We start from the raw sequence: 24,153 nt of genomic DNA, 5'->3' as shown, positions 1-24,153 counted from the left end.
GGTAAAAACACTGATAACCCATATTATACAATCATAATCATATGTTTTGATATTTTACTCAAATGCGGCAATACATTCTTTGCTGCGCCTTTTGCTTCGATTCTCCGTCTCAAACCTTTCCAACAACCTTGAGCGCGAAGGCATATTCATAGGCAATCTCTTCAAGCCGCTGGAAGCGCCCAGAGGCACCGGCGTGACCGGCGGCCATGTTGATCTTGAAGAGAACCGGATTTCCGCTGGTCGACATCTGGCGCAGGCGGGCGACCCATTTGGCGGGTTCCCAGTAGGTCACGCGGGGATCGGTCAGGCCGGCTACCGCCAGCACCGGCGGATAGGCTTGTGCGCTCACATTATCGTAGGGCGAGTAGGCCGCAATCGTCCGGTAATCCTCGACGGAGGCAACCGGGTTGCCCCATTCCGGCCATTCCGGCGGCGTCAGCGGCAGCGTGTCGTCGAGCATGGTGTTGAGCACATCAACGAACGGCACGGCAGCGATGATCGCGCCGAAAGCTTCAGGCTCCATGTTGGCAACCGCGCCCATGAGCATGCCGCCGGCGGAACCGCCTTGGGCGACAATTCGGTCATGTGAGGTGAAGTTCTCCCTGTCGAGATAGCGAGCCGCGGCAATGAAATCGGTGAAGGTGTTGATCTTCTTGCCGCGCTTGCCTTCCTCATACCAGGAAAAGCCCTTCTCCTTGCCACCGCGAATGTGGGCGATGGCGTAGACAAAGCCGCGGTCAACCAGGGAGAGACAGTTGGTGTTGAAGCTGGCGGGGATCGAAATCCCGTAGGATCCGTAGCCGTAGAGCAGGCACGGCGCGGTGCCGTCGAGCTTTGTGTCCTGGCGGTAGAGAAGCGTGACCGGCACAAGTTCGCCGTCATCGGCCGGGGCCATGACGCGACGGGTGACGTAATCGCCCGGATTGTGGCCCGAAGGCACCTCGTCACGCTTGAGAAGCGTGCGCTCGCGGGTGGTCATGTTGTAATCGTAGAGTTCGGACGGGGTCGTCATCGAGGCATAGCTGAACCGGACGGTGTCGGTGTCGTATTCCATCGAGCCTTGGAAGCCGAGCGAATAGGCTTCCTCGTCGAAGGCAATGGCGTGTTCCTCGCCACTCAAGCGGTCGCGGATGACGATGCGCGGCAGGCCGTTCTCCCGCTCCATCCAGACAAGGTGATTGCGGTAGGCACTGACGGAGAGGATCAGCCGGCCGGGCTTGTGGGGGACGACTTCGCTCCAGTTTTCAGGCCCGGGAGATCCGACCGGGGTCTGCATGATCTTGAAGTCCTTGGCGCCGCCGGCATTGGTGAGGATGAAGAAGACATCGCCGCCTTCGCTGAGCGAGTATTCGATGCCGGTCTTGCGGGCCGCCACCAGTTGCGGTTTGGCCTGCGGATCATCGGCCGGCATGACCCAGCATTCCGAGGTCTCATGATCATTGATGCCGATCATGATGAAATCATCGAGCCGGGAGCCGGAGACCCCCATGAAGAAGCCGGTGTCGGCCTCCTCGTGAACCAGGACATCCTCGCTCTGGGGTGTCGCGAGGCGATGGTAGAAGATCTTGCTGGGCCGGTGGTTGTCGTCCACTGCGGTGTAGAAGAACCCCTTGCAATCGGCCGCCCAGGCGGCACCGCCACCGGTGTTCTCGATCAGGTCGGACGAATCCGCGCCGGTTGCGAGATCTCGGACCTTGAGGGTGAAGAATTCAGAACCCTTGTCGTCATACCCCCAGATCATCGCCTGGTGATCGGGCGAATGACCGGTACCGGCCAGACGAAAATAGGGTTTGCCATGGGCTTCCCGGTCACCATCAAGCGTGATCTGCTCATCGCCGCCGCCGCGCGGAATGCGGAAATACTTCGGCTGCTCGCCACCGGTGACATAGCGCACCCCGTAGAGCCAGGCGCCATCGGGCGACGGCACCGAACTGTCATCTTCCTTGATGCGGCCGCGCATTTCGGCAAACAGTGTCTTCTGCAGCGCCTCGGTGTCCGCCATCGCCGCCTGCTGGTAGAAGTTCTCCGCCTCCAGATGGGTGCGGATCGCCGGATCGAGGATGGAAGGATCCTTGAACATCGCCTGCCAGTTGTCATCGCGCATCCAGGCGTAATCATCAGAGCGCGCAATACCGTGACGAGTGTCGGTTACGGGTCGCTTGGCAGCGATCGGGGCAACAGGCAGGTTTTTGAAGGCAGACAATTTAGAGGCGGACAAGGAGAACTCCATGTGCGGGAAGGATCAGCCCGGAAGGGGCCGGTAACCCGACATAGAGCCCGCGCCGGGGCCGATCAAGGCAAGGCGGCGCGAAAACCGCCTGAGCCATGATGTTTACCGGACGATGAGCGCGGCCAGGGTCAACCCCGACGCCAGGAAACAGGCCAGCGTCCTCAAGCTGTTGAGAGCGACCCAGCGGGTCATGTAAGCCTCTTTCCAGAAAACCAGGGCCTGCGATGTGGCCGGCGCAAGGGCCGCAAGCTGGTTGTTGAGCGGCACATTGCCGGCAGCGGTCACGGCAAAGACGCCGATGACGTAAGAGATACCTGCAAGCAGCAGCAGGCTGCGAACGGTGCCGTCGAGATTGAGCGCTGCATAGATCATGATGACGAGCGAGAGGATGACCAGGCCCATGAAAAGAACCATGAAGATCGATCGCATGATCTCGACATTGAGTACCTGCATGGTCTCGATGCCGGCCTGGTTTCTGACCAGGTCGAAGGAGCGCATGATGAAATCGGAGAACGCGAGGAAGATGCCGCCGATGCCTGCATAGGCCATCAGCGTGAGTGCACAAAGAAGAAGGAACCAGAGGGACATCGGCTTTTCTTTCGGTTGCCAGGCGCCGTGCCTGGAGGGTTTGGGAATTGGAGGCGGCCGCCGTCTGGCAGCCGCCCGACAGATCCTGGGATCAGGCCGTTCTGCGTGCCGCGATCAGCGCCGCCACGCTTGCGAACCCGATCACAAGCTCGGCGATCATCGCCGTGACAAGACCGGCATCGGGCTGGCCGTCGAGACCAAGGCTCAGGAACCGGGTTGCGCCATAGGCGACAAACATGGCCCCGGCCAGCACGGTCGACGCCAATGCGAAGCGCGAGATCACCAGTCCCGAGAGGATCAGCAGGCCGAGCATCAATACGCCGCCGCCCATCGCCCTGAGCTCGTTTGCGAGACTGACATCGCCGTGCAGGGAAATGCCGTAGGCCGCGTAGAACGCATCCGGGGAAATGATGACCGATCCGCCGATGTAGACCGCCGTGATGCCAGCCACGAGCAGCACGGCCTTTTGAAGCAGAGAGGTGTTCATGGGATCACTCCTGTTTGAGACGGAAAGCCAGGTCAGGCGGCCTTCTTCCAGGCACCGCTTGCCGCGGCATTGCTGCAGAAGTCGGCGAAGTCGCGCGGGGCGCGGCCCAGAGCCCGCTGGACGCCGTCGGTGAGATAGGCGTTGTGACCGTCGAGGGTCTCGCGGCAGATCTCGGTGAAGACATCGGCGATCAGCGGACCGCCGATGTCGAGCATGCCGGCGTGGAACTGTTCCAGCGTGATCGGCACGTACTGGACGGGAATTGCGGCGGCGGAAGAAATTTCTGCGGCAGCCTCGGCGAATGTCAGCAGACGCGGGCCGGTAATCTCGTAGAGTTCGCCATTGTGGCGGTCATCGGTCAGCGCCGCGACGGCAACATCGGCGATATCGTCGACATCGGCGATCGGCTCCTTGATGTCACCGGCCGGAAGCGCCACCACACCATCGAGAACAGGCGCCTGAAGATAGCCTTCGGAAAAATTCTGGGCGAACCAGGCGGCGCGGACCAGCGTGAAATCAAGCCCGCAATTGCGTACGATCTCCTCGCAATGGCGGGCGTGCGCCTCTCCCCTGCCCGACAGCAGGACCAGCTTGCGGACACCGGCTGCCTTGGCAGCTTTGGTCAAAGCCTCGATCTTTGCGGCAGCGCCAGGGAAGGCGAGATCCGGGAAATAGGAGACATAGGCCGCCTTGACGCCGGCGAGTGCCGCTGCCCAGGTTTCAGGCTTCTCCCAGTCGAACGGGATGGCCGAGTTGCGCGATCCTTCGCGGACGGGAAAACCCTTTTCGGTCAGCGACCTGACGATGCGGCTGCCGGTCTTGCCGGTGGATCCGATGACGAGAATGGGTGCGGTGTTCATGTGAAGCTCCTTGCGTTCGATTGATGATGCGCTAGACCTACGCCTCGAATTCTGGATGAACAATGATTGAAAAGCTCTATTGGTATGCAAATCGTCCAAACTCATGGACAATCCGCAAAAACACCGCTATCCCATTCTGATGTCAAAACCTGATCCGAGCATTCCCCTCACATCCGACCCTCTTGCCGAAACGCTGCACATGCTGCGGCTGACTGGCACGCTCTATTGCCGCGGCGAGCTGACCACGCCCTGGGCGATCGCCATCCCGCGGCTGGAGGGCGTGATGATCTTCATGGTGGTGACATCCGGCGCCTGCTGGCTGCAACTGGAAGGCGCCGAGCCGCGCCCCCTGCAGCAGGGCAGCCTGGCGTTGATCCCGCACGGCACGCCCCACGTGATCTCCAGCGCACCGGACATGGCCGGCGAGCCGCTGTTCGAACTGCCGGTGGAAAAGGTGAGCGAGCGTTACGAGATCATGCGCCACGGCGGCGGTGGCGCGATGACCCGGACCATGTATGGCGTGGTGCGGTTTGATGATGTCGCCGCCGAGCACCTGCTCGGACTGTTGCCGCAGATCATCAATATCGACGCCTGGGACGACCAGACCGGCGGATGGCTGCAAAGCACGCTGCGCTTTATCGCAAGCGAGGCGGCATCGCTGAAACCGGGCGGCGAAACGGTGATCACCCGGCTGTCGGACGTGGTGGTGATCCAGGCAATCCGGTCCTGGCTCGAAACCGCGCCCACCACAGAGACCGGCTGGCTGGCGGCGCTGCGCGATCCGCAGATCGGAAAGGCCCTGGCGCTGATGCACCGCCGCCCGGGCGAGGACTGGAGCGTGGACACGCTGGCGGATGAGGTCGGGATGTCGCGCTCGGCATTTGCGGCGCGCTTTGCCAATCTGGTCGGCCAGACGCCGCTTCGCTACCTGACCGAATGGAGGATGCGGGTGGCCCGCGCCCGGCTGATCGACACCGGCGACGGTCTGGCGGCAATCTCGATGGATCTTGGATACCAGTCGGAAGCCGCGTTCTGCCGGGCGTTCAAACGGGTCTTCGGCAAACCGCCGGGCAGCATCCGCCGCGCCGAGCCCGACCGTGCCAAGCCGATCTACCAGCCGGCGCAGTCCGCGGGCTGAAGCTCAGGCCAGTTCGCCTAAGGGGCGGATGCGGCCGACTTCGATGCCGTTCCAGTTCTTCAGCGTCTTGCGCGACCAGTCGCCAAGCCGGGAAGAGACTTCCTCGTCATCTGCAAAGAGCTTTGCCAGGACCGCGCCGATCATTGCCTCGGCGCCGCGGGTGGAGCCGTCCTCGCATTTGAGCGCGATGCCGTAGCCCTTCTCTGGAACAGTCGCGCAGAAGACGCCCTCGGCACCGGTCTTGGCGAAGATCCGGCCCGGGGCGATTTGCATCAGGGCGGTGCAGGCGCGACCCGTGCCCGCCACGTGCCACGGCTCGGCCATGCAGGCTGACATCAGCCGCTCGGCTGCTTTCGCGCGCTCGGGCCCGAGGCCCGCGCCAGATGCCATGCGGGCAAAACCGTGGGCGATGTTCCTGAGCGGCGCCGCGTAGGTGGGGATCGAGCAGCCGTCGGTGCCGCAATTGTCATGGCCGAGCGCGGTGCCGGTCAGATCGGACATGACATCGCGGACCGAGGCCTGGACGAAGTGGTCATAGCCGACATAGCCGTGGTGATCGACGCCGGCATGGCAGGCGAGGCAGAGGAAGCCGGCGTGCTTGCCGGAGCAATTGTTGCCGAGCTGGTTGGGCTTGTCGCCGGCGCGGGCCTGGGCGATCAACACTTTCTGTTCCGAGCTCCAATGGCAACCGCACTCGAAATCGGCTTCGCTCAGGCCGGCGCGGCCAGCCATTTCACCGGCCAGCTGCATGTGACCGGGCTCGCCCGAATGCGAGGCGCAGGCCAGCGCCAGTTCCTTGTTGCCAAAGCCATAGCGGTCCGCAGCGCCGGTCTCAATGAGCGGCAGCGCCTGCATCGACTTGACCGCCGAGCGCGGGAACACCGGGGTTTCGACGTCGCCGAGCCTCATCACCTCCGCGCCGTCGCCATCCACCACCACCGCCATGCCGCGATGACGGCTTTCGACGATCTCTCCGCGGGTGACTTCGACAAGGACGGGGTTCTGCATGGCTTGATTTCCTGGCGGTGGTTGCGTGGTGGCGCCCGTATGAGCGGGTGCTGTGATGCGCGTGTGATCGCAGAAGCCGCAGCTTCGGGCAAGAGGCGGGGATAAAAGCGCGGACAGCTTTGCCCCGTTCACCATGCCCGGAGACGGCCCGCCGCCACCTGGCACAGAGTCCGACTCTCCCTCTTGCATCTCCCCAAGGATCTGAACCGGCTCCGGTTTTGCCGACCGCCTGCCACGCGGCTCCTTGAACCCCGCACCTTGCCGCGCCAAAGCGCGCCAACCGGGCAGCCGGCAAGTTCATCCACACTCGCAGGCGCTGGCCCAGACTTGTCCGCATCGTTCACCTGACATCGCAGACGGGAAACCCGCATGCCCAACATCCCATTCCTCGATAGCCTGTTCTCCTGGCTCAGGCTGCGGCTGGCGTCCGACCAACCGCCCTCGCCCGGCCTCAAACCGCAACCGGAATCCGGATCGCGCCCGCGCGCACCCGGCGATCAGGATGCAGCCGTCGCCTGGGGCGCGCATGTTTCGTCCGCCTTCAGGCGCAAGGTGATCGCCGTCGCCGGCAGGCTCGCGATGGACCCGAACCACCTGATGGCAATCATGGCGTTCGAGACGGGCCGCACATTTGACCCTTCCGAGACCAACCGGGCAGGCTCGGGCGCCACCGGACTGATCCAGTTCATGCCGGCAACGGCCAGGTCGCTTGGAACCAGCACGGCGGCCCTGTCCCGGATGAGCGCCATCGACCAGCTCGATTCCGTGGAAGCCTATCTCGCCCCCTATGCGGGCCGGATGAAGGATCTGCCGAGCGCCTACATGGCGGTGCTCTATCCGCGCGCCGTCGACAAGGAACCCGGCTACGTGCTCTTTCGAAAAGGATCGAAAGCCTACAAGCTCAACCGTGGACTCGACCTGAATGGTGACGGCCAGGTCACAAAGGCCGAGGCGTCGGCGAAAGTTGCGGCGCTGCTCACCGAGGGCCTGCAGCCGGGATCGAAGGAGTGAGAGCGGTTGTCTCCGACCTAATTATCCAGATAAATGGAAACGGCTCAAGCCCGGCAAGACCTCCCATCATTTTCCTTGCAATTGCCAACTCCAGGAACAGGGTTGGCTGTGTTTGAAAGGCCGTGGCTTGCGACGCTCAGTTCGGAACATTGTTTCCGCAGGCATCGAAGGTTACCAGTCGGGAAAACTCCATAGTCCGATAATCGGCTCCTTGCTTGGATTTGATATCCAGTATTACCAAGACAGCCTTTGCATATTGGTTGGTCACAGTCTGCCACCAGGATGGTGATTGCATATAATCTGCCGGAGGGCCTTTATAGATCCCACAACAGTCTGGATACTGGGCAAGAAGGTCTTCATAGGTATTGGCATAACCTGTCCGTGGCGGCAGCTTCACCCAATAGCTCGCCACCAACTCGAAACCGTTTTTGACAAAGACTTCATCGGCGATCACGGTGCCGGTATCGGAACATTCATGCTCCAGGAGCCAGGAATAGGGCCTCTGAGCATAGTAGGCGAATACCGCCAGAATGGCGCATACCGCGATTGCATCTATCCAGTATCTTCGAAATCCATGCATGAGATGAGACCATACCGACCTGGCAAATGGGCCCCCCTGGTCGAGCCTTGCCTATCTGCACAAAATACAAGCAAGCAACTGCATTGGCTTCGCCAGGTGCACTTGCGAACTGGTGCGGCAGCGCTCTTATCGCTGCTTCAGTGCGACAACCAATTCGTAGCTGAAGGGACTCTATCTGTTAAGCGCCCGTGAAGGATTGTACCCGGAAAAATTGCAAATGGCTTGACCCAGCCACACATGATGGAATGAGTCTGGCTTTTGCAACTGTCCGAGTGATCTATGCTGTTCTTCATTGTTGTGCCCCCATACGTGATCGGCTTCGTGCTGTTTGGGTTCCTGTGGCATTGGAGACTGCTGTTCTGGGCAACCGTAGTCGCAGTTTTGGTTGCCGTGCTGCAATATCAAAGCAATTCCAGAGCCGATGGGGCTGGCGCATTTATCGACGTGGCCATAACTCTTTTTCTGGGCCTGGGTGCGGCGGCCGGAGTAACCACCAGCGTTCTGGTCTTGCTGGGACGGCAGTCTTCCGGGAGATGGCTGAGCTCCCCAAATGTCTTGCCGGTCTGTTTTGTGGTCGGCTTGCTCAGCTGCATCCTGTGGGCGGGAATCTAAAACAATTCCGTGTCAGCCTGCATGGCCCCCGATCCCACCGCAAGACACGGATGGCCTCCCAATTGGGGACACCAACAACTTGAACACGGACAATGCCGCCTCTTTGTCGGACGTCGCGCGAGGTTAGCGTTGCCTGGGTCACGTTGCTCCGTCGTTCAAATGTTTCCAATCGGACTTGATCGGCGCTAAGCTTGCTGTACCCCACCCAACCGCTCCGAGTCCCCATGCTGCGCACCATCCTGATTACCCTTCTCGGGCCGATGCTCTGGGGCTCAACCTATGTGGTGTTTACCGAAACGTTGCCGGTCAGCCATCCGCTGCTCGTTGGCGCGATGCGGGCGCTTCCGGCGGGGCTGATCCTGCTGATGCTCAATCCGCGCATCCCGCCGATGGCCGCGCTCAAGCGCCACGCGGCGATCGGGTTCACCAATATCGGGTTGTTCTTCGCGCTGCTTTTCGTCGCCGCGTCGCGGATGCCGGGCGGGCTGGCGGCGACGCTGGGCGCAATCCAGCCGCTGGTGGTGGTGCTGATCTCCGCATTTCTGATCCGCCGCGCGCCGAACCGGGTCCAGCTGCTGGCCGGTGTCGCCGGCGTGATCGGGGTCGGCCTTCTGGTGCTGTCGCCGGAGGCCCGCCCCGACCCGATCGGTGTCGCGGCGGCGATCGGCGGGGCGCTGTCGATGGCGATCGGCACCGTGCTGATCGACCGCTGGGGGCGGATGGGGACGCCGCTCGAGACCACCACCTGGCAACTGATCTTCGGCGGCGCTATGCTCTTGCCGGTTGCGCTGGTGATCGAGGGCCTGCCGCCAGCGCCGGGGCTGAGCGAAATGCTCGGCTATGGCTGGCTGATGCTGCTCGGCACCGCGTTTGCCTATTTCGTCTGGACCCGCGGCATCGGCCGGATCGGCTCAAGCGCCACCTATCTTTCGCTTGCCAGCCCGGTGGTGGCCACTGCCATCGGCGCGGTGGCACTCGGCGAATGGTTCAGCCCGGCGCAATGGGCCGGCATGGCGCTGGTGATCGGGGCGACGGCGGCCGGGGTTTCGATCGGGCGGCGGGGGTAAGATCTTCCGCCGAAATAAGATGGTCTCAATGTGTTGAATGTGCGTTCATTTCAACTGCATATTGGCTCACGCAGTAAATAATTTCAAGAAATACATTGCAACACATAAATAATAAAATTCACTCCTTCATTAAGTTATTAATATATTCCATTGTTACATCCCCCTGAAACAACCTCCTGCTCCATTTATTTCCATTAAAAATAAATGGGACGCTACGTTTTTTATCCAACATCTCTGGAATAAGCTTGGGATTGCCTGTCCATTCAAATTTGTCTCCCAAAATATTTACGGCAGTATCTATTACTTCGATTGAAAAATCATCTTCATCATTAGAATTTACGCGCAACTCCATTACATGCAACAGTTCGAGTCGCTCCGAAGCGAAGCTCGCATGCATGGCGGTGTTATGGATGTTCTCTCGATTCAAGACAGAAGGGTATTTTAATGCAACATACCCGTCTTCATGAACATCATGCTCTTCGTTTTCCGGGAACTTTGTTGTTAGCTGTTGAGCTATTGCTGCTGTAAATTTGTAATCGTCTCCAAACGTGGAGTGTATGCGCTTGGTAAACATAGTATCCAGATGAGCTAGAATGATATCTTGGTTTGGCCCATGAATTGTGGACATTTCGACGAATGGAACTATTTGATTTTCTTCATTCTCGAATATCCTATTTACCGGTATCCGGTTGCGCCCTATCCATTCGCTTAAATAGACGATCTCTCCGGGTTCAACGCGTGCCTCGACAAGCGCCCCTATGCGCCTTGACGCGGCATAAAACATCGGAGTTCCGGGTGGGTTGCATCTTTGATAACCAGTCACAAATTTCTCAGGAGGTGCCTGTAGCTCAGACACCAGCGTTGGCTTTGAGCCTTTAGTTCGACGCACTCGATAAAAAAGCTCTCCCCCACCTGCCATCCCCACGACAGTGACGAGTCCGTGCATGATTTTTATATAAGTTGAATTTATTGCCGAATATAAGGCGCGCTCCGGGTCCAATCGGTTAAGCTTTTTCAGTTCTTGTCGAATTTCAAATCGTGAGGGTGGCGACATATTTTTTCCAAATGTTTCGTAAAAACATCATGCAATTTGCCTGACTTATCAGCCATAACTAATTCACTCTCGAGCCGCTTTTTATTTATACTTGGATTCTCTCCTAACGTCTTGACTTACATGCCTCACCGCCCCGCCAGGATCCCCGTAGAGCTGAACCCGCCGTCGATTGTCAGAACATGGCCGTTGATGTAGCTGGCTTGCGGCGACAGCAGGAACAGGATGGCGTCGGCGATTTCGTCCGGGCGGCCGTAGCGGTGCAGCGGGATCTGGGCGGTCCAGCGCTTGCGGTCGTCGATGGTGTGGAGGTTCGAGATCAGCGGCGTGTCGACCGGTCCGGGCGCGACCACGTTTACGCGGACGCCCGAGGCGCCCCACTCGCTGGCGAGCACCTGGCTCATCAGGATGACGCCGGCCTTGGAGGCGCCGTAGGCCACCCTGCCCGCATTGGCGCGGATGCCCGACGCCGAGGACAGATTGACGATCGACAGCGTGTCGCCCATCTGGTCGAGGCAGGCGCGGCAGGTGATGAAGCTGCCGGTGAGATTGACGTCGAGGATCTGGCGGAAGATCTCGGCGCTGGTCTTCTCGGCCGGGATGTCGCGGGCGATGCCGGCGCAATTGACGAGACCAGTGACCGGCCCGAAGGCGTCGACGGCCTGCGAAAGGCAGTCGGCCACCTCCTCCTCGTCGGTGACATCGCAGGTGAGTGCCTGCACATCCTCGCCCGCCAGCCGGTCTTCCAGGCGGGCCACAGCCTCGTCGTTCGCATCGAGGATGGTGACGGCAACGCCTTCATCGATCAGTGCCAGCACTGTGACCTCGCCGATGCCGGACGCGCCACCGGTGACGACGACGTGACCGGTGGCGCTAGACGTCACCGGATGCGCTCGAGGATGGAGACGTAGTTGGCCACCGCTGCACCGCCCATGTTGAAGATGCCGCCGAGTTCGGCATTCTTGACCTGGATGCCGCCGGCCTCGCCGGTCAGCTGCATCGCCGAAAGCACATGCATGGAGACGCCGGTGGCGCCGATGGGGTGGCCCTTGGCCTTGAGGCCGCCGGAGGGATTAACCGGCAGCCGGCCGTCCTTCTGCGTGGCGCCGCTCATCGCGACGTCGCCGCCCTGCCCCGGCTTGGCGAGCCCCATGGCTTCATATTCGATCAGTTCGGCGATGGTGAAGCAGTCGTGGGTCTCGACAAAGGAAAGATCGTCGAGCGCGGTCTTGGAATTGGCGAAGGCCCGCTTCCAGCCGAGCGCGCAGCCCTCGAAGGCCAGAATGTCGCGCTTGGACATCGGCAGGAAATCCTGCACATGCTCGGCGGCGCGGAACAGCACGGCGCGCGGCGCCTGCATGGCGGTGGTGACATCGGCGAGCACGATGGCCGCGGCGCCGTCGGAGACAAGCGAGCAGTCGGTGCGCTTCAAGGGGCCCGCGACGTAAGGGTTCTTGTCGCTTTCGGCGCGGCAGAACTCGTAGCCCAGATCCTTGCGCATCTGCGCCCAAGGGTTGTCGACGCCGTTCTTGTGGTTCTTGGCGGCGATTGCCGCAAGCCCGTCGGACTGGTCGCCATATTTCTGGAAATAGCCGTCGGCGATCTTGCCGAAGACGCCGGCGAAACCCGCCGGCGTGTCGCCATCCTCCGGCAGATAGGAGGCGCGCAACAGGTTGGCGCCGACCTGCGGCCCGGGCGTCGTGGTCATCTGCTCGACGCCGACGACCAGTACCCGCTTCGCAGCGCCGGCGCGGATCGCCTTGATGCCCTGGTGGACGGCGGCCGAACCGGTGGCGCAGGCATTCTCGACCCGGGTGGCAGGCTTGAAGCGGAAATCATCGTCGGCCTGAAGCACCAGGCTTGCAGTGAAATCCTGCGCGGAAAAGCCTGCGTTGAAATGACCGAGATAAATTTCGTCGATGTCTCCGGCTTCGAGCCCGGCATGCTCGACCGCTTCTCGCGCCACCCTTGTGACCAGGCTTTCGACAGTCTCGTCGCTGTGTTTGCCAAAGGGCGTATGGGCCCAGCCGATGATACAGGCGCTCATGATCTACTCTCCCGGGAATCTTGTCTGTGCTGGCGCGCATTTTGATCCCGCGGGCGGCTTTGTAAAGGGGAGAACGGATTTCACCCCGCGACCGGGCTGTTCGCGCTGGTCGCGGGGATGAGATGCCGTCAGCGCACTATCCGGTTATCCGGGCATGTGCGCCCTGTCGAACTCCATGGTCTGCCTGGCCGAGAGACGGCTCTCGCAGCGCTCTATCCAGTCCCGGACAACCTGCACATCCGGCGTGGCTTGCGGCATCCATGTGTAGGGCGAGGCGACAAGCAGGTCGGCTGCGGAAAATTCCGAGCCCATCAGATAGGGCGTCTTTTCGAGCTGGGCGGTGAGCCGCGCCGCCACCTCCGGCGCTCCACGGAATGTGGCATCGAGATAGGGATGGTTAAGCCCGGCGGCGGTGAAGACCAACACCGGCTCGACGATATTTCCATACCAGGCAAGCCAGCTCAGATAGGTGCCGCGGTCCTTGTCACCAATGCGCCGGCCAAGCCCCTTTTCGGCAAAAAGGTCGGTCAGGTAGACAATGATGGCGTTTGATTCCCATAGCTCGACTCCGTCGTGCACCAGCAGCGGCACCTTGCCTTCCGGATGCGGATTGGACGGATCGGCGCCGCCCGATCCGTCTTGGCGCGTGACTGTGACGATGCGGACATCGACCTGATCAAGCACGCCAAGCTCGATGAGCAGGCGGATGATGCGGGATGAGCGGGTTTGGGGCGAGTGGTAGAGCGTCAGCATTTCGGATCTCCTGTCCGGTTGATGGTTCCGAGGCCCGACTAGCACTGTCATGATGACAGTTTATGTCAGCATTAATAGAGCGACCCTGCGCGTGGCCGGGAGTGCCGGAAATCGTCGCCGTCGCCTCGCCGTCCGGCGTGTCGGGCCGGCTTTGTGCATGCGCTGGAAATGGCCCGGGTGGCGGCCCCGGCGCGTCCGGCATTTTTCGGCCTCGATGTCGCGGAATGGCGCGCGCGACATCGAAAAATCGGCCATGGTTTTCAGGCTGCCCAGTCGAGTTCACGCCGCGCGGTCCGCTGGTTCGCAGCCTGCAGCCGACGAGATGAAACCGGGGGATTTCACAATGACCGCAGTGGCCTCCCTTGCGCCCGCACAATCGTCGCGCCCGATCGAGGGCATTGCCTGCGTGCTTGGCGGCGCCTGGTGCTTTGTCGGCCAGGACCTGCTGATCAAGGACCTGCTCGGGGCGCAACCCCTTTGGATGCTGATCTTTGCTCGCGCCTGCATCGCCGTGCTGGTGCTGGCGCCGCTGATCACGTGGCTTGGCGGCAAGCACAGTCTCTATACGCCGCTGTGGCCTATACACCTGCTGCGGGCGTTTCTGCTGACCGGCGGGTTCGCCATGTTCTACGCGGCCTTTCCGTTCATGCCGCTGGCAGAAGTCTCCACGATCTTCTTCTCCGCACCCTTGTTCATCGGCATCCTGGCGGCGCTGTTCCTGGGCGAGCGCATGGGAGTGCATCGGATCGCAGCCCTTGTGGTGGGCTTCAGCGGGGTGCTGATCGCCATGGCGCCCGGCCAGGACAGCTTCCAGTGGGTGGCGCTGCTGCCGCTCATCTGCGCCATGTCCTACGCGGCATCGATGATCCTGACCCGGCGCGTCGGCGACGGCGAAAGCAGCCTGACGATGGGGTTGTGGACCATCGGCGGATCCGGGCTGATGATCTGGCCGCTGGGATGGCTGGTCACCACGCTGGTGCCGATGGGACCGGAGTTCCATCACCTGCGGCTTGAATTCATTGTGCCGGACGCAGCACAGATGGCCGACCTGGCGCTCCTGGGCATAGTGGGGATGACCGGATACATTCTTCTGAGCCGCGCCTACCAGGTGGCCAATGCGAGCCTGATCGCGCCGTTCGACTATGCCTACCTGCCGTTTGCCGCGACCGCAGCCTGGTTCTTCTGGGGCGAGGTTCCCGCGCTCAACACGCTTGCCGGGATGGCACTGATCATCGGCGCCGGGCTCTATATCGGTTATCGCGAACTGCGCGCGCCCGAGCGGGCCGAGACACCCGCGCCGGTCGGCGAGACCCTGATCGCCACCGGGGTTCCGGCCGTGACAGAGGACACCGACATACCTGCTTCCGACCCGGCATAGCGCTTCCCTGAACAAGTCGAGGCAAAAGCTATGGCAAATTTTGGTTGATTGATCAGTCAATCAAAACTAGACTTGGCCTGCCGTCGAGGGTCCGGCCTCGACCATCCATTTCTCGGAAGGTATGCAAATGCCCAAGATCGGCATGGAACCAATTCGCCGCAAGGCGCTGACGGATGCGGCCATCGAAGCCATCGGCGCGCGCGGCTCGATGGATGTGACGATGTCGGACATCGCCGGTCGCGCCGGCGTGTCGCCTGCGCTCGCACACCATTATTTCGGCTCCAAGGAGCAACTGATCACGGCGTCGGTGCGGGCTCTGCTCCGCGATCTGAGACGCGACACGGTGGAAGCCCTGAAGACCGCGCGGAGCCATAGGGCGCGGGTCTCGGCGGTCATCGCGGTCAGCTTCTCCGACAAGCAGTTCTCCGAGGACGTGGTCGCGGCCTGGCTGGCGTTCTACGTCGACGCCCAGCGCGCGCCGGAGATCCGGCGGCTGCTTTCAGTCTATGCAAGGCGGCTGCATTCCAACCTGATGAGCGGGCTCGCGCCACTCTGCGGCCAGTACGAAGCCGAGCGCATTGCCGAGGGTGCGGCTGCAATGATCGACGGGCTCTACATCCGCAAGGCGCTCGGCACAGGTCCGGCCCGGCATGATGCGGTGGCGCTGGTCGAGGATCACATCGAAACGCAATTGCTGGAAATTCGCGGGAGGACGGTATGACGAACGCCGGCGCCAAGAGGCCCAACATTCTCATCCTGATGGTCGATCAGCTCAACGGCACGCTGTTTCCCGACGGGCCGGCGGATTTCCTGCACGCGCCGAACCTGAAGAAACTCGCCGCGCGCTCGGTGCGGTTTGCCAACAACTATACCGCCTCGCCGCTGTGCGCGCCGGGCCGCGCCTCGTTCATGTCAGGGCAGTTGCCGCGACGGACGCGGGTCTATGACAATGCGGCCGAGTTCGCCTCCGACATTCCGACCTATGCGCATCATCTCAGACGCGCCGGCTACTACACCTGCCTGTCGGGCAAGATGCATTTCGTCGGCCCCGACCAGATGCACGGCTTCGAGGAACGGCTGACCACCGACATCTATCCGGCCGATTTCGGCTGGACGCCGGATTACCGCAAGCCCGGCGAACGGATCGACTGGTGGTACCACAATCTTGGGTCCGTCACCGGCGCAGGTGTGGCCGAGACCTCGAACCAGATGGAATATGACGACGAGGTGGCGTTCTTCGCCACCCAGAAGCTGCACCAGCTCTCGCGGACCAGCGACAATCAGGAAGCCCGCCCCTGGGCGCTGACGGTGTCGTTCACCCATCCGCACGATCCTTACGTCGCCCGCAAGCAGTACTGGGACCTCTACGAGGGCTGCGCGGAACTCGAACCGCGCGTGCCGCCGATCCCCTATGAGCAGATGGACCAGCATTCGCAGCGGCTCTACAAGGCAAACGATTCCGAGAATTTCGATATCACCGACGAGAATGTGCGGCGCTCGCGGCAGGCCTATTTCGCCAACATTTCCTATCTCGACGACAAGATCGGCGGGATTCTGGCGACACTGGAAGCCACGCGGATGGCCGACAACACCATCGTCGTGTTCTGCTCCGACCATGGCGACATGCTGGGCGAACGCGGCATGTGGTTCAAGATGAGCTTCTTCGACGGCTCTTCCCGGGTGCCGCTGATGATTTCGGTGCCGGGCACCGACGGTCGCCGGGTTGCCGAGCCGACCTCCAATCTCGACATCACGCCGACGCTGGCAGCCCTTGCGGGCGTGTCGCTTGACGAGGTCGCGCCCTGGACCGACGGCGAAAGCCTGGTCCCGTCGATGGGCGGCGAGAAGCGCACCACGCCGGTGCTTATGGAGTATGCGGCAGAAGGCTCGCAGGCGCCGCTGGTGGCGATCCGGGACGGCAAGTACAAGTTCAGCCATTGCGAACTCGACCAACCTTTGCTGTTCGATCTCGAAGCCGATCCGGATGAGCTCACCAATCTCGCGACCGAGCCCGCCCATGCCGATCTTGTGGCCGGTTACATGGCCCAGGTCCGGGCCCGCTGGGACATGGCGGCCTATGACGCCGAGGTGCGGCAGAGCCAGGCGCGGCGCTGGGTGGTCTACGAGGCGCTGAGGAACGGCAACTACTACCCGTGGGATTTCCAGCCGCTGCAGAAGGCCTCGGAGCGCTACATGCGCAACCACATGGACCTCAACATCCTCGAAGAATCACAACGGTTTCCGCGCGGGGAATGATGAACAGGCAGGAACTCGAACGGGCCCAGAGCCACTCCGTCCACAATCGCACGGAGCTCGAAAAGAGCCGGCGCTGCGGCTGCTTCCACTGCGAGAGCGTGTTCACGGCGAGCGCCGTGCTGCACTGGACGGACAAAAGCCGCGCGCAAGGCGAATGGACGGCATTGTGCCCGAGCTGCGGCATCGACGCGGTGATCGGGGACGCGGCCGGGTTCGGCATGAGTCCGGTCTTCCTGCGGGAGATGAAGGACAGGTGGTTCGGTTCCGGCCGGGCCTGATGGCGAGAACCGCCGAGAGATGAACACGAAAAAGCGAAAGGCCGGACAATGACCGCCGCACAGCCGAAAGCATCCCACCACATCAACGGACAGTACCGCGAGGACGCCTCCGGTCGGTCCTTCGAGAGCATCTACCCGGCCACCGGCGAGGTAAACGCCCGGCTGCACTCGGCAACGCCGGCGGTGATCGAGCAGGCTGTCGCGGCGGCAAAGGCCGCGCAGCCAGCCTGGGCCAGGCTGAAGGGCGTCGAGCGCGGCCGGATCCTGTTGCGCACGGCGCAGATCCTGCGCGAACGCAACGAAGAGATAAGCCGGATCGAGACGCTCGACACCGGCAAGGCGATCCAGGAAACGCTGGTGGCCGACGCGGCCTCGGCAGCGGATGCGCTTGAGTATTTTGGCGGGCTCGCGGGTGCGATCACCGGCGAGCATGTCGATCTGGGCGGCGACTTCGTCTACACGCGCCGCGAACCGCTCGGGATCTGCGCCGGCATCGGCGCCTGGAACTATCCCGTTCAGATCGCAGCGTGGAAATCGGCCCCGGCGCTTGCCTGCGGCAATGCCTTTATCTTCAAGCCGTCGGAAGTGACCCCGCTGACGGCGCTGATGCTGGCGGAAGCCTTTAAGGATGCAGGCCTGCCGGACGGCCTCTTCAACGTGGTGCAGGGTTTTGGCGATGTCGGGGCGGTGCTCGCCTCGCATCCCGATATCGCCAAGGTGTCACTGACCGGCTCGGTGCCGACCGGCGCCAAGGTGCTGGCGGCGGCAGCACAGACGATCAAGGCGGTGACGATGGAGCTTGGCGGCAAGTCGCCGATCCTGGTGTTCGACGATGCCGACATCGAGAGCGCCATCGGCGGGGCAATGCTCGGCAATTTCTACTCGACCGGGCAGATCTGCTCGAACGGCACACGGGTGTTCGTGCAGCGCGGCGTGCATGACCGCTTCCTCGAACGGCTCAAGACCCGCACCGAGGCGATCCGGCTCGGCGATCCGCTCGACCCCGACACGCATCTGGGACCGATGGTCTCGAAAGCACAGCGCGACAAGGTGCTGGGTTACATCGAGACCGGCAAGTCTGAGGGCGCGCGGCTGGTCACGGGGGGCGGCGTGCCGGAGATGCAGGGCTTCGAGAAAGGCGCCTGGATCCAGCCGACCGTGTTTGCAGGCGTCACCGACGAGATGACGATTGCGCGGGAAGAAATCTTCGGCCCGGTGATGAGCGTGCTCAGCTTTGACGACGAGGACGAGGTGATCGGGCGGGCCAACGACACCCAGTTCGGTCTGGCGGCCGGCGTGTTCACCGCCGACCTCACCCGCGCGCACCGGGTGATCGCCAAGCTCGATGCCGGCACGACGTGGATCAACACCTACAATCTCACCCCGGTCGAGGCCCCCTTCGGCGGCGTCAAGCAGTCAGGCATCGGGCGCGAAAACTCCCGCGCGGCGATCGAACACTACACGCGGCTCAAGAGCGTCTATGTCGCCACCGGCCCCGTAGACAGCCCGTATTGAGGTGCAGGTGATGGGCTTATCACACCACGAGATCGTCGAGATCGACACGAAGGGCGGTTGCGATGCGCTTGAGCACATCGACCGAGCCAGCCTTCTTGCCGTTTTCGATATCGGAAAGGTGGGGCTGGGAAATGCCCGCAGCTGCGGCAAGTTCGCTTCCGGTCATGCCGCGATACTTGCGATAGGTGCGGATGCGGCTGTCGGTTTCCATGAGTTCATGCACGAGTTCGGAAGGCCAGGTCTCTTCGCCCGCCCTGACGCGCTCAAGGATCGCGTGTGCCTCGAGGCTGTCCATCATGTCTTCATAGTCCTCTTCACCGACGAGAACGTAGGTCTTGCCGTCAATGGTCAGTTTCTGAAGTTCGCCCATCGAGAGTCACTCCTTGTAGATGCCGCCGCGCGGGCCTGCGCTGATCGCCAAGACGACAACGCCCTGGTCGTCGATGATGACGCGGTCCTGGCCTACCCGGATGCGGTACAGGTCGGACCCGGACAGCTTTTTGATATCGACCAGTTCGCCGCGCGCGAATGCATCCACCTTGGCGAAAATGGCCGCGCGCCGCTTCGGTTGCATCCGGGCGAGGCTTTTTACCGCTGCCTTGGAATAGACGACCCGCTTCATCGGCAGAATATAGCTCTTAGCTATATTCCCGTCAATCATGACACTGCAGGGCAAACCCTCCATTAGAGACGAGCATCACCATGACCATGCAAGCAGATTTCGTCATCGTCGGCGCAGGTTCCGCCGGATCGGCCATGGCAGCAAGACTGAGCGAGGACGGGAAATATTCGGTCATCGTCATCGAACATGGCGGATCGGATTTCGGGCCGTTCATCCAGATGCCGGCGGCGCTGTCCTACCCGATGAACATGGGGCTTTACGACTGGGGCTACACCACCGAACCGGAAGCCAATCTGGGCAACCGGCGGCTTGCCGCGCCGCGCGGCAAGGTGATCGGCGGGTCTTCATCGATCAACGGCATGGTGTTCGTGCGCGGCCACGCCGAGGACTTCAACCACTGGGCCGAGCAAGGCGCCAATGGCTGGTCGTTCGCCGACGTGCTGCCTTATTTCAAGCGCATGGAAACCTCGCACCAGGATGGCGGCATCGGCGGCGAGGACGGCTGGCGCGGCACCGACGGACCGTTGCATGTGCAGCGTGGGCCGGCGGTCAATCCGCTGTTCTCGGCCTTCATCGAAGCCGGCCGGCAAGCAGGCTACGGGGTGACGCAGGACTACAATGGATCGCGCCAGGAGGGCTTCGGCCTGATGGAGCAGACCATCCACAAGGGTCAGCGATGGTCGGCAGCGCAAGCCTATCTCAAGCCGGCGCTGAAGCGCAAGAATGTGAGTCTCGTCAAGGGCCTGGCGCGTCGTGTTGTCATCGAGAATCACCGCGCCACCGGGGTCGAGCTCGACGTTCGCGGCTCGATTCAGGTTGTTAAGGCACGGCGTGAAGTTGTCATCGCGGCCTCGGCTTTCAACTCGCCGAAGCTGCTGATGCTGTCGGGCATCGGACCGGGTGCACATCTTGGCGAACACGGCATCGAGGTGGTCGCCGACCGTCCGGGCGTGGGCGCCAATCTGCAGGATCATCTCGAGGTCTATATCCAGCAGGAATGCATCCAGCCGATCACGCTGTACTCGAAGCTCAACCTGTTCTCAAAAGCCGTTATCGGAGCGCAATGGCTGTTCCTCAGGCAGGGACTCGGCACCTCGAACCAGTTCGAGGCCGCAGCATTCATCCGCTCGGAAGCGGGTGTCCCTTACCCCGATATCCAGTTCCACTTCCTGCCCGGCGCGATCCGCTATGACGGCAAGGCTGCCGCCCCCATGCACGGCTTCCAGGCCCATGTCGGGCCGATGCGCTCACCCTCGCGCGGCGCTGTCACCCTGCGTTCGGGCGAGGCGAAGGACGCGCCGGTGATCCGTTTCAACTACATGAGCCACGAGGAAGACTGGCGCGATTTCCGCCGCGCCGTGCGGATCACCCGCGAAGTGTTCGGGCAAAAAGCCTTCGACCCGTTCCGGGGCAAGGAAATCCAGCCAGGAAGCCATATCCAGAGCGATGCAGAGATCGACGGCTTCATCCGCGAACACGCCGAGAGCGCCTACCATCCCTGCGGCACCTGCCGTATGGGCCGCGCCGACGATCCCCATGCCGTGGTCGACCCGGAAACCCGGGTGATCGGCGTCGAGGGCCTCAGGGTCGCCGACTCGTCGATCTTTCCGCGGGTGACCAACGGCAATCTCAATGGCCCGTCGATCATGACCGGCGAGAAGGCCGCCGATCACATTCTCGGCCGCACCCCGCTGGCGCCGAGCAATCTCGAACCCTGGATGAACCCCGACTGGCGCGAGACCGACAGGCTGAAACAGGCCTGAGCCATACCCGCAGCGATCATTTCCGGGATGTGATGAGATCAAGCCTCAAGGCGTGATCACCTGGCGGCGGCCGCATCGGGATGCTGGCCCCAGCAGACGAAACGGCCACACCCGAAGTCGGAATTGTCGACACCGTATTCGAGCGGATTGCCGTCGAGGCCGAGGGTCACGCCGCCAGCCGCGCGGAGCACGGCATCACCGGCGGCGATGTCCCATTGGTGCAGGCACACGAGCCGGGGATAGACATCGGCCTTGCCCTCAGCCACGAGGCAGAATTTCAGCGACGAGCCGATATGGGCGGTTTCGTGGGCGGGGAGCTTGTCGAGCCAGGCCTGCGTCTCGGGCTCGCGATGGCTGAGACTGACGAGGGCGACCGGCGTTTTCGGCAGGGCGCGGGTGCGGATTTCCCGCCGGTTGCGGATTTCGCCCTCGGCGGTCACTTCGCCAACATGGGCCTTCAGTCCGGCGCCGCTCCAGATGCGCCCCAGCGCCGGGGCGTAGACGACACCGGCCACGGGCTTCAGATCCCGGATGAGCGCCACGTTGACGGTGAACTCGTTGCGGCCGGCGATGAAATCGCCAGTGCCGTCAAGCGCATCAACGAGGAAATAGGAGGCCTGGGTGGAGTTCGGGCATTTGCCGTCCTCGGCCATTTCCTCGGCAACCACCGGCACGTCGGGAAACTGTTCCGTCAGCCTGGCAAGGATGATGGCTTCGGCGGCGCGGTCGGCCTGGGTCACGGGCGTGGAGTCCGACTTGATGGAAACCCTGGCACCGGCGGCGCGGGCAGCCAGTATTTCCCTGCCCGCCGCAATCGCCGCTTTCTCAAAGGTGTCGATCAGGTCCGGCAAGGGCTGATGGTCGGAATCGGATCGGTCTGCGGCGCCCATCTGCACTTGTCCAGGGTCGGATTGTCGTTGCGTTCTGGCGTCGCATGATTGCAGCGCCCGGTCAATCATGAGTGCAATGCAACAATGGCGGTAATTGGACAGGTTTTTCCGTTGCACCCCGCCTGAGCAGAACAACAGACCTCTTCGGCCCGGCCAAAAAGACTGTGATGCCTCGTCTTTGCTGACACGGTGGTTGAAAATTGAGACTTCAACCGGAGCCGCTCTCATGACCAAGCCCCAAACTTCCAAAGTAGCCGCAGATCCCGATTTCGGGCCCCAGCTTGCCGCCCAGCTGAATGCGGAACTTGCCTCGATGCCGCTGCCGGGCAGGATCCTGCGCATCGCGTCGCTGGGCCGGGCGGTGTTCACCACCTCGTTGGGGCTCGAGGACCAGGTGCTGACCTCGATCATCGCGGCAACACGCGCCGAGCTGCGCATCGTCACGCTCGATACCGGGCGGCTGTTTGCCGAGACACTGGAACTGCTCGACAAGACCGAGGCGCAGTACGGCCTGTCAATCGAGGTGTTCCGGCCATGGAAGGACGAGGTCGACGGCTTCGTCGCGCTCTACGGCATGAACGGGTTCTACGACAGCGTCGAGGCGCGGCACGCCTGCTGCCATGCCCGCAAGCTGCAGCCTCTGGGGCGCGCGCTGGCGGATGCCGAGATCTGGGTGACCGGCCTCAGGCGCGGCCAGTCGGGAAACCGGGCCAATGCGCCGCTCGCCGAATGGGACGCCGACCGCAGCCTGCTCAAGATCAATCCGCTGGCCGATCAGTCGCTCGAAACCCTGCAGGCGCGCGCGCGCGCCGACGATGTGCCGGTCAACCCGCTGCACGCGAAGGGTTTTCCCTCGATCGGCTGCGAGCCCTGCACCCGCGCCATCAAGCCGGGCGAGCCGGAGCGCGCCGGGCGCTGGTGGTGGGAGCAGGACGAGCGCCGCGAATGCGGGCTGCACCTGTCGGCCTCGGTTTCCGGCTCGCGTGCGCAAGGCCAACCCAAAGTAACGATTTCGGCATCCCAAAGGCCGGCTTCCTGAGACCCCGCGAAGGACATCGACATGAACGTGATTGAACACGGGCGCGGCAAGCCGCCGCTCGACCCGCATCTGAAAGCGCTCGAGAACGAGGCGATCCACATCTTCCGCGAGGTGGCGGCCGAATTCGAGCGTCCGGTGATGCTCTATTCGATCGGCAAGGATTCCTCTGTGCTGCTGCACCTTGCGCTGAAGGCGTTTCACCCGGGCAAGCTGCCGTTTCCGCTGGTGCACATCAACACCGGCTGGAAGTTTCCGGAAATGATCGCCTTCCGTGATGCGGTGGTCGCCAAACATGGACTGGATCTTATCTCGCACACCAACCCGGAAGGCTTGCGCGACAACGTCACCCCGTTCAGCCACGGTTCGGCGCGCTACACCGACATCATGAAGACGCAGGCGCTGAAGCAGGCGCTCGACATGGGCCGCTACGACGCGGCTTTCGGCGGCGCGCGGCGCGACGAGGAAGCCTCCCGCGCCAAGGAACGGATCTACTCGTTCCGGACACCCGACCACGCCTGGGACCCGCGCAACCAGCGCCCGGAACTGTGGTCGATCTACAACGGCATGATCCATCCCGGCGAAAGCGTACGCGCCTTCCCGCTGTCGAACTGGACCGAGGTCGACATCTGGCGCTACATCCAGGCCGAACAGATCGAGCTGGTGCCGCTCTATTTCGCCGCGCGCCGCAAGATCGTCGAGCGCGACGGCATGCTGATCTGGGCGGCGGACAAACGGCTCGAACTGCTGCCGGGAGAACAGGTGCGCGAAGAGATGGTGCGGTTTCGCACGCTGGGCTGCTACCCGCTGACCGGCGCTGTCCGATCGGAAGCAACCACACTCGATGAAGTGATCACCGAGCTCGAGATCGCAACCGTGTCCGAACGGCAGGGCCGCGCGATCGACCGCGACCAGTCCGGCTCCATGGAAAAGAAGAAACGCGAAGGCTATTTCTGATGAATTCTCAAACACTTTCGCAGACC

The 24,153-nt window shown here is 62.4% G+C and carries 25 protein-coding genes; 12 read left to right on the top strand and 13 right to left on the bottom strand.

The window, feature by feature from the left end:
* Positions 1–109: 109 nt before the first annotated feature.
* The 4 genes from GTW23_RS16410 to GTW23_RS16395 all read right to left on the bottom strand — a co-directional run bounded on the left by GTW23_RS16410 (position 110) and on the right by GTW23_RS16395 (position 4,165).
* Complete coding sequence (locus GTW23_RS16410) at positions 110–2,230, bottom strand: S9 family peptidase (protein WP_252916558.1); 2,121 nt, start codon at positions 2,228–2,230, stop codon at positions 110–112.
* 102 nt (positions 2,231–2,332) lie between these two features.
* A complete protein-coding gene (locus tag GTW23_RS16405) occupies positions 2,333–2,818 on the bottom strand; it encodes an anthrone oxygenase family protein (RefSeq protein WP_152009476.1) in 486 nt (161 codons plus the stop codon).
* Between the two features lie 91 nt (positions 2,819–2,909).
* The gene (locus GTW23_RS16400) at positions 2,910–3,305 is read right to left on the bottom strand and encodes a DUF4345 domain-containing protein (protein ID WP_152009477.1); all 396 of its coding nucleotides are present in this window, start codon (positions 3,303–3,305) and stop codon (positions 2,910–2,912) included.
* A 32-nt stretch (positions 3,306–3,337) separates the two neighbouring features.
* Positions 3,338–4,165, bottom strand: coding sequence for an NAD(P)H-binding protein (locus GTW23_RS16395; protein WP_252916556.1), 828 nt, complete (start codon positions 4,163–4,165; stop codon positions 3,338–3,340).
* 103 nt (positions 4,166–4,268) lie between these two features.
* Between GTW23_RS16395 and GTW23_RS16390 the strand changes: the two genes are divergently transcribed.
* The gene (locus GTW23_RS16390; protein WP_324288434.1) at positions 4,269–5,303 is read left to right on the top strand and encodes an AraC family transcriptional regulator; all 1,035 of its coding nucleotides are present in this window, start codon (positions 4,269–4,271) and stop codon (positions 5,301–5,303) included.
* Positions 5,304–5,306: 3 nt separating this feature from the next.
* Here GTW23_RS16390 and GTW23_RS16385 read toward each other — a convergent pair whose 3' ends face one another.
* On the bottom strand, positions 5,307–6,311 hold the full coding sequence (locus GTW23_RS16385; RefSeq protein ID WP_252916553.1) for an asparaginase: 1,005 nt from the start codon (positions 6,309–6,311) through the stop codon (positions 5,307–5,309).
* A gap of 369 nt (positions 6,312–6,680) precedes the next feature.
* Between GTW23_RS16385 and GTW23_RS16380 the strand changes: the two genes are divergently transcribed.
* A complete protein-coding gene (locus GTW23_RS16380; protein WP_252916551.1) occupies positions 6,681–7,322 on the top strand; it encodes a transglycosylase SLT domain-containing protein in 642 nt (213 codons plus the stop codon).
* A gap of 136 nt (positions 7,323–7,458) precedes the next feature.
* Here GTW23_RS16380 and GTW23_RS16375 read toward each other — a convergent pair whose 3' ends face one another.
* Positions 7,459–7,902 (bottom strand): hypothetical protein, encoded by a 444-nt coding sequence (locus GTW23_RS16375; protein WP_252916550.1) that lies wholly within the window; start codon positions 7,900–7,902, stop codon positions 7,459–7,461.
* A 279-nt stretch (positions 7,903–8,181) separates the two neighbouring features.
* On the opposite strand from GTW23_RS16375, the gene GTW23_RS16370 reads away from it, so the two are divergent.
* Together GTW23_RS16370 and GTW23_RS16365 are read left to right on the top strand one after the other, a co-directional pair.
* Positions 8,182–8,514, top strand: a complete 333-nt coding sequence (locus GTW23_RS16370; protein WP_252916548.1) for a hypothetical protein — start codon at positions 8,182–8,184, stop codon at positions 8,512–8,514.
* Positions 8,515–8,738: 224 nt separating this feature from the next.
* Entirely contained in the window at positions 8,739–9,581 is an 843-nt protein-coding gene (locus tag GTW23_RS16365) for an EamA family transporter (protein ID WP_252916546.1), read from the top strand.
* A 118-nt stretch (positions 9,582–9,699) separates the two neighbouring features.
* Here GTW23_RS16365 and GTW23_RS16360 read toward each other — a convergent pair whose 3' ends face one another.
* From GTW23_RS16360 to GTW23_RS16345, 4 genes are all read right to left on the bottom strand, one after another.
* On the bottom strand, positions 9,700–10,635 hold the full coding sequence (locus GTW23_RS16360) for an RES family NAD+ phosphorylase (protein ID WP_152009484.1): 936 nt from the start codon (positions 10,633–10,635) through the stop codon (positions 9,700–9,702).
* Positions 10,636–10,760: 125 nt separating this feature from the next.
* Entirely contained in the window at positions 10,761–11,516 is a 756-nt protein-coding gene (locus GTW23_RS16355; protein ID WP_252916544.1) for an SDR family NAD(P)-dependent oxidoreductase, read from the bottom strand.
* Positions 11,513–12,679, bottom strand: coding sequence for an acetyl-CoA acetyltransferase (locus GTW23_RS16350; RefSeq protein WP_152009486.1), 1,167 nt, complete (start codon positions 12,677–12,679; stop codon positions 11,513–11,515). The genes GTW23_RS16355 and GTW23_RS16350 overlap by 4 nt, the downstream gene beginning before the upstream one ends.
* A 144-nt stretch (positions 12,680–12,823) precedes the next feature.
* Positions 12,824–13,432 carry a glutathione S-transferase family protein gene (locus GTW23_RS16345; RefSeq protein WP_252916543.1) on the bottom strand — a complete coding sequence of 203 codons (609 nt, stop codon included), beginning with the start codon at positions 13,430–13,432 and terminating at the stop codon, positions 12,824–12,826.
* 343 nt (positions 13,433–13,775) lie between these two features.
* Here GTW23_RS16345 and GTW23_RS16340 point away from each other — a divergent pair, with 343 nt between their 5' ends.
* The 5 genes from GTW23_RS16340 (at position 13,776) to betB (ending at position 18,859) form a co-directional block, all read left to right on the top strand.
* Positions 13,776–14,810 carry a DMT family transporter gene (locus GTW23_RS16340; RefSeq protein ID WP_252916542.1) on the top strand — a complete coding sequence of 345 codons (1,035 nt, stop codon included), beginning with the start codon at positions 13,776–13,778 and terminating at the stop codon, positions 14,808–14,810.
* A 127-nt stretch (positions 14,811–14,937) separates the two neighbouring features.
* A complete protein-coding gene (betI, locus tag GTW23_RS16335; protein ID WP_152009489.1) occupies positions 14,938–15,531 on the top strand; it encodes a transcriptional regulator BetI in 594 nt (197 codons plus the stop codon).
* Positions 15,528–17,066 (top strand): choline-sulfatase, encoded by a 1,539-nt coding sequence (betC, locus tag GTW23_RS16330; protein ID WP_252916541.1) that lies wholly within the window; start codon positions 15,528–15,530, stop codon positions 17,064–17,066. Before betI ends, betC begins: the two co-directional genes overlap by 4 nt.
* Complete coding sequence (locus tag GTW23_RS16325; RefSeq protein WP_252916540.1) at positions 17,063–17,344, top strand: cytoplasmic protein; 282 nt, start codon at positions 17,063–17,065, stop codon at positions 17,342–17,344. Before betC ends, GTW23_RS16325 begins: the two co-directional genes overlap by 4 nt.
* 48 nt (positions 17,345–17,392) lie before the next feature.
* The gene (gene betB, locus GTW23_RS16320; protein WP_252916539.1) at positions 17,393–18,859 is read left to right on the top strand and encodes a betaine-aldehyde dehydrogenase; all 1,467 of its coding nucleotides are present in this window, start codon (positions 17,393–17,395) and stop codon (positions 18,857–18,859) included.
* Positions 18,860–18,878: 19 nt separating this feature from the next.
* On the opposite strand, the gene GTW23_RS16315 is transcribed toward betB, so the two are convergent.
* Both GTW23_RS16315 and GTW23_RS16310 read right to left on the bottom strand, forming a co-directional pair.
* A complete protein-coding gene (locus tag GTW23_RS16315; protein WP_252916538.1) occupies positions 18,879–19,229 on the bottom strand; it encodes a helix-turn-helix domain-containing protein in 351 nt (116 codons plus the stop codon).
* Positions 19,230–19,235: 6 nt separating this feature from the next.
* Complete coding sequence (locus GTW23_RS16310; protein WP_252916537.1) at positions 19,236–19,481, bottom strand: type II toxin-antitoxin system RelE family toxin; 246 nt, start codon at positions 19,479–19,481, stop codon at positions 19,236–19,238.
* Between the two features lie 86 nt (positions 19,482–19,567).
* Between GTW23_RS16310 and betA the strand changes: the two genes are divergently transcribed.
* The gene (gene betA / locus GTW23_RS16305; RefSeq protein WP_252916971.1) at positions 19,568–21,244 is read left to right on the top strand and encodes a choline dehydrogenase; all 1,677 of its coding nucleotides are present in this window, start codon (positions 19,568–19,570) and stop codon (positions 21,242–21,244) included.
* Positions 21,245–21,300: 56 nt separating this feature from the next.
* Here the strand turns inward: betA and cysQ are convergent, their stop codons facing one another.
* Entirely contained in the window at positions 21,301–22,086 is a 786-nt protein-coding gene (gene cysQ, locus GTW23_RS16300) for a 3'(2'),5'-bisphosphate nucleotidase CysQ (RefSeq protein WP_382264760.1), read from the bottom strand.
* A gap of 274 nt (positions 22,087–22,360) precedes the next feature.
* Here cysQ and GTW23_RS16295 point away from each other — a divergent pair, with 274 nt between their 5' ends.
* Both GTW23_RS16295 and cysD read left to right on the top strand, forming a co-directional pair.
* The gene (locus tag GTW23_RS16295; RefSeq protein WP_252916534.1) at positions 22,361–23,173 is read left to right on the top strand and encodes a phosphoadenylyl-sulfate reductase; all 813 of its coding nucleotides are present in this window, start codon (positions 22,361–22,363) and stop codon (positions 23,171–23,173) included.
* Positions 23,174–23,194: 21 nt separating this feature from the next.
* On the top strand, positions 23,195–24,127 hold the full coding sequence (gene cysD / locus GTW23_RS16290; protein WP_152009495.1) for a sulfate adenylyltransferase subunit CysD: 933 nt from the start codon (positions 23,195–23,197) through the stop codon (positions 24,125–24,127).
* The last annotated feature ends 26 nt before the right edge of the window (positions 24,128–24,153 follow it).

This window comes from Parahoeflea alexandrii (assembly GCF_024105735.1).
Classification (GTDB): domain Bacteria; phylum Pseudomonadota; class Alphaproteobacteria; order Rhizobiales; family Rhizobiaceae; genus Hoeflea; species Hoeflea alexandrii.
This window is presented reverse-complemented; position numbering and strand designations above follow the sequence as displayed.

Bases quoted from the DNA above. Each gene is read 5' to 3' on its own strand.
- GTW23_RS16410 (WP_252916558.1), bottom strand. From the start codon at position 2,230: ATGGAGTTCTCCTTGTCCGCCTCTAAATTGTCTGCCTTCAAAAACCTG.
- GTW23_RS16405 (WP_152009476.1), bottom strand. From the start codon at position 2,818: ATGTCCCTCTGGTTCCTTCTTCTTTGTGCACTCACGCTGATGGCCTAT.
- GTW23_RS16400 (WP_152009477.1), bottom strand. From the start codon at position 3,305: ATGAACACCTCTCTGCTTCAAAAGGCCGTGCTGCTCGTGGCTGGCATC.
- GTW23_RS16395 (WP_252916556.1), bottom strand. From the start codon at position 4,165: ATGAACACCGCACCCATTCTCGTCATCGGATCCACCGGCAAGACCGGC.
- GTW23_RS16390 (WP_324288434.1), top strand. From the start codon at position 4,269: ATGGACAATCCGCAAAAACACCGCTATCCCATTCTGATGTCAAAACCT.
- GTW23_RS16385 (WP_252916553.1), bottom strand. From the start codon at position 6,311: ATGCAGAACCCCGTCCTTGTCGAAGTCACCCGCGGAGAGATCGTCGAA.
- GTW23_RS16380 (WP_252916551.1), top strand. From the start codon at position 6,681: ATGCCCAACATCCCATTCCTCGATAGCCTGTTCTCCTGGCTCAGGCTG.
- GTW23_RS16375 (WP_252916550.1), bottom strand. From the start codon at position 7,902: ATGCATGGATTTCGAAGATACTGGATAGATGCAATCGCGGTATGCGCC.
- GTW23_RS16370 (WP_252916548.1), top strand. From the start codon at position 8,182: ATGCTGTTCTTCATTGTTGTGCCCCCATACGTGATCGGCTTCGTGCTG.
- GTW23_RS16365 (WP_252916546.1), top strand. From the start codon at position 8,739: ATGCTGCGCACCATCCTGATTACCCTTCTCGGGCCGATGCTCTGGGGC.
- GTW23_RS16360 (WP_152009484.1), bottom strand. From the start codon at position 10,635: ATGTCGCCACCCTCACGATTTGAAATTCGACAAGAACTGAAAAAGCTT.
- GTW23_RS16350 (WP_152009486.1), bottom strand. From the start codon at position 12,679: ATGAGCGCCTGTATCATCGGCTGGGCCCATACGCCCTTTGGCAAACAC.
- GTW23_RS16345 (WP_252916543.1), bottom strand. From the start codon at position 13,432: ATGCTGACGCTCTACCACTCGCCCCAAACCCGCTCATCCCGCATCATC.
- GTW23_RS16340 (WP_252916542.1), top strand. From the start codon at position 13,776: ATGACCGCAGTGGCCTCCCTTGCGCCCGCACAATCGTCGCGCCCGATC.
- betI (WP_152009489.1), top strand. From the start codon at position 14,938: ATGCCCAAGATCGGCATGGAACCAATTCGCCGCAAGGCGCTGACGGAT.
- betC (WP_252916541.1), top strand. From the start codon at position 15,528: ATGACGAACGCCGGCGCCAAGAGGCCCAACATTCTCATCCTGATGGTC.
- GTW23_RS16325 (WP_252916540.1), top strand. From the start codon at position 17,063: ATGATGAACAGGCAGGAACTCGAACGGGCCCAGAGCCACTCCGTCCAC.
- betB (WP_252916539.1), top strand. From the start codon at position 17,393: ATGACCGCCGCACAGCCGAAAGCATCCCACCACATCAACGGACAGTAC.
- GTW23_RS16315 (WP_252916538.1), bottom strand. From the start codon at position 19,229: ATGGGCGAACTTCAGAAACTGACCATTGACGGCAAGACCTACGTTCTC.
- GTW23_RS16310 (WP_252916537.1), bottom strand. From the start codon at position 19,481: ATGAAGCGGGTCGTCTATTCCAAGGCAGCGGTAAAAAGCCTCGCCCGG.
- betA (WP_252916971.1), top strand. From the start codon at position 19,568: ATGCAAGCAGATTTCGTCATCGTCGGCGCAGGTTCCGCCGGATCGGCC.
- GTW23_RS16295 (WP_252916534.1), top strand. From the start codon at position 22,361: ATGACCAAGCCCCAAACTTCCAAAGTAGCCGCAGATCCCGATTTCGGG.
- cysD (WP_152009495.1), top strand. From the start codon at position 23,195: ATGAACGTGATTGAACACGGGCGCGGCAAGCCGCCGCTCGACCCGCAT.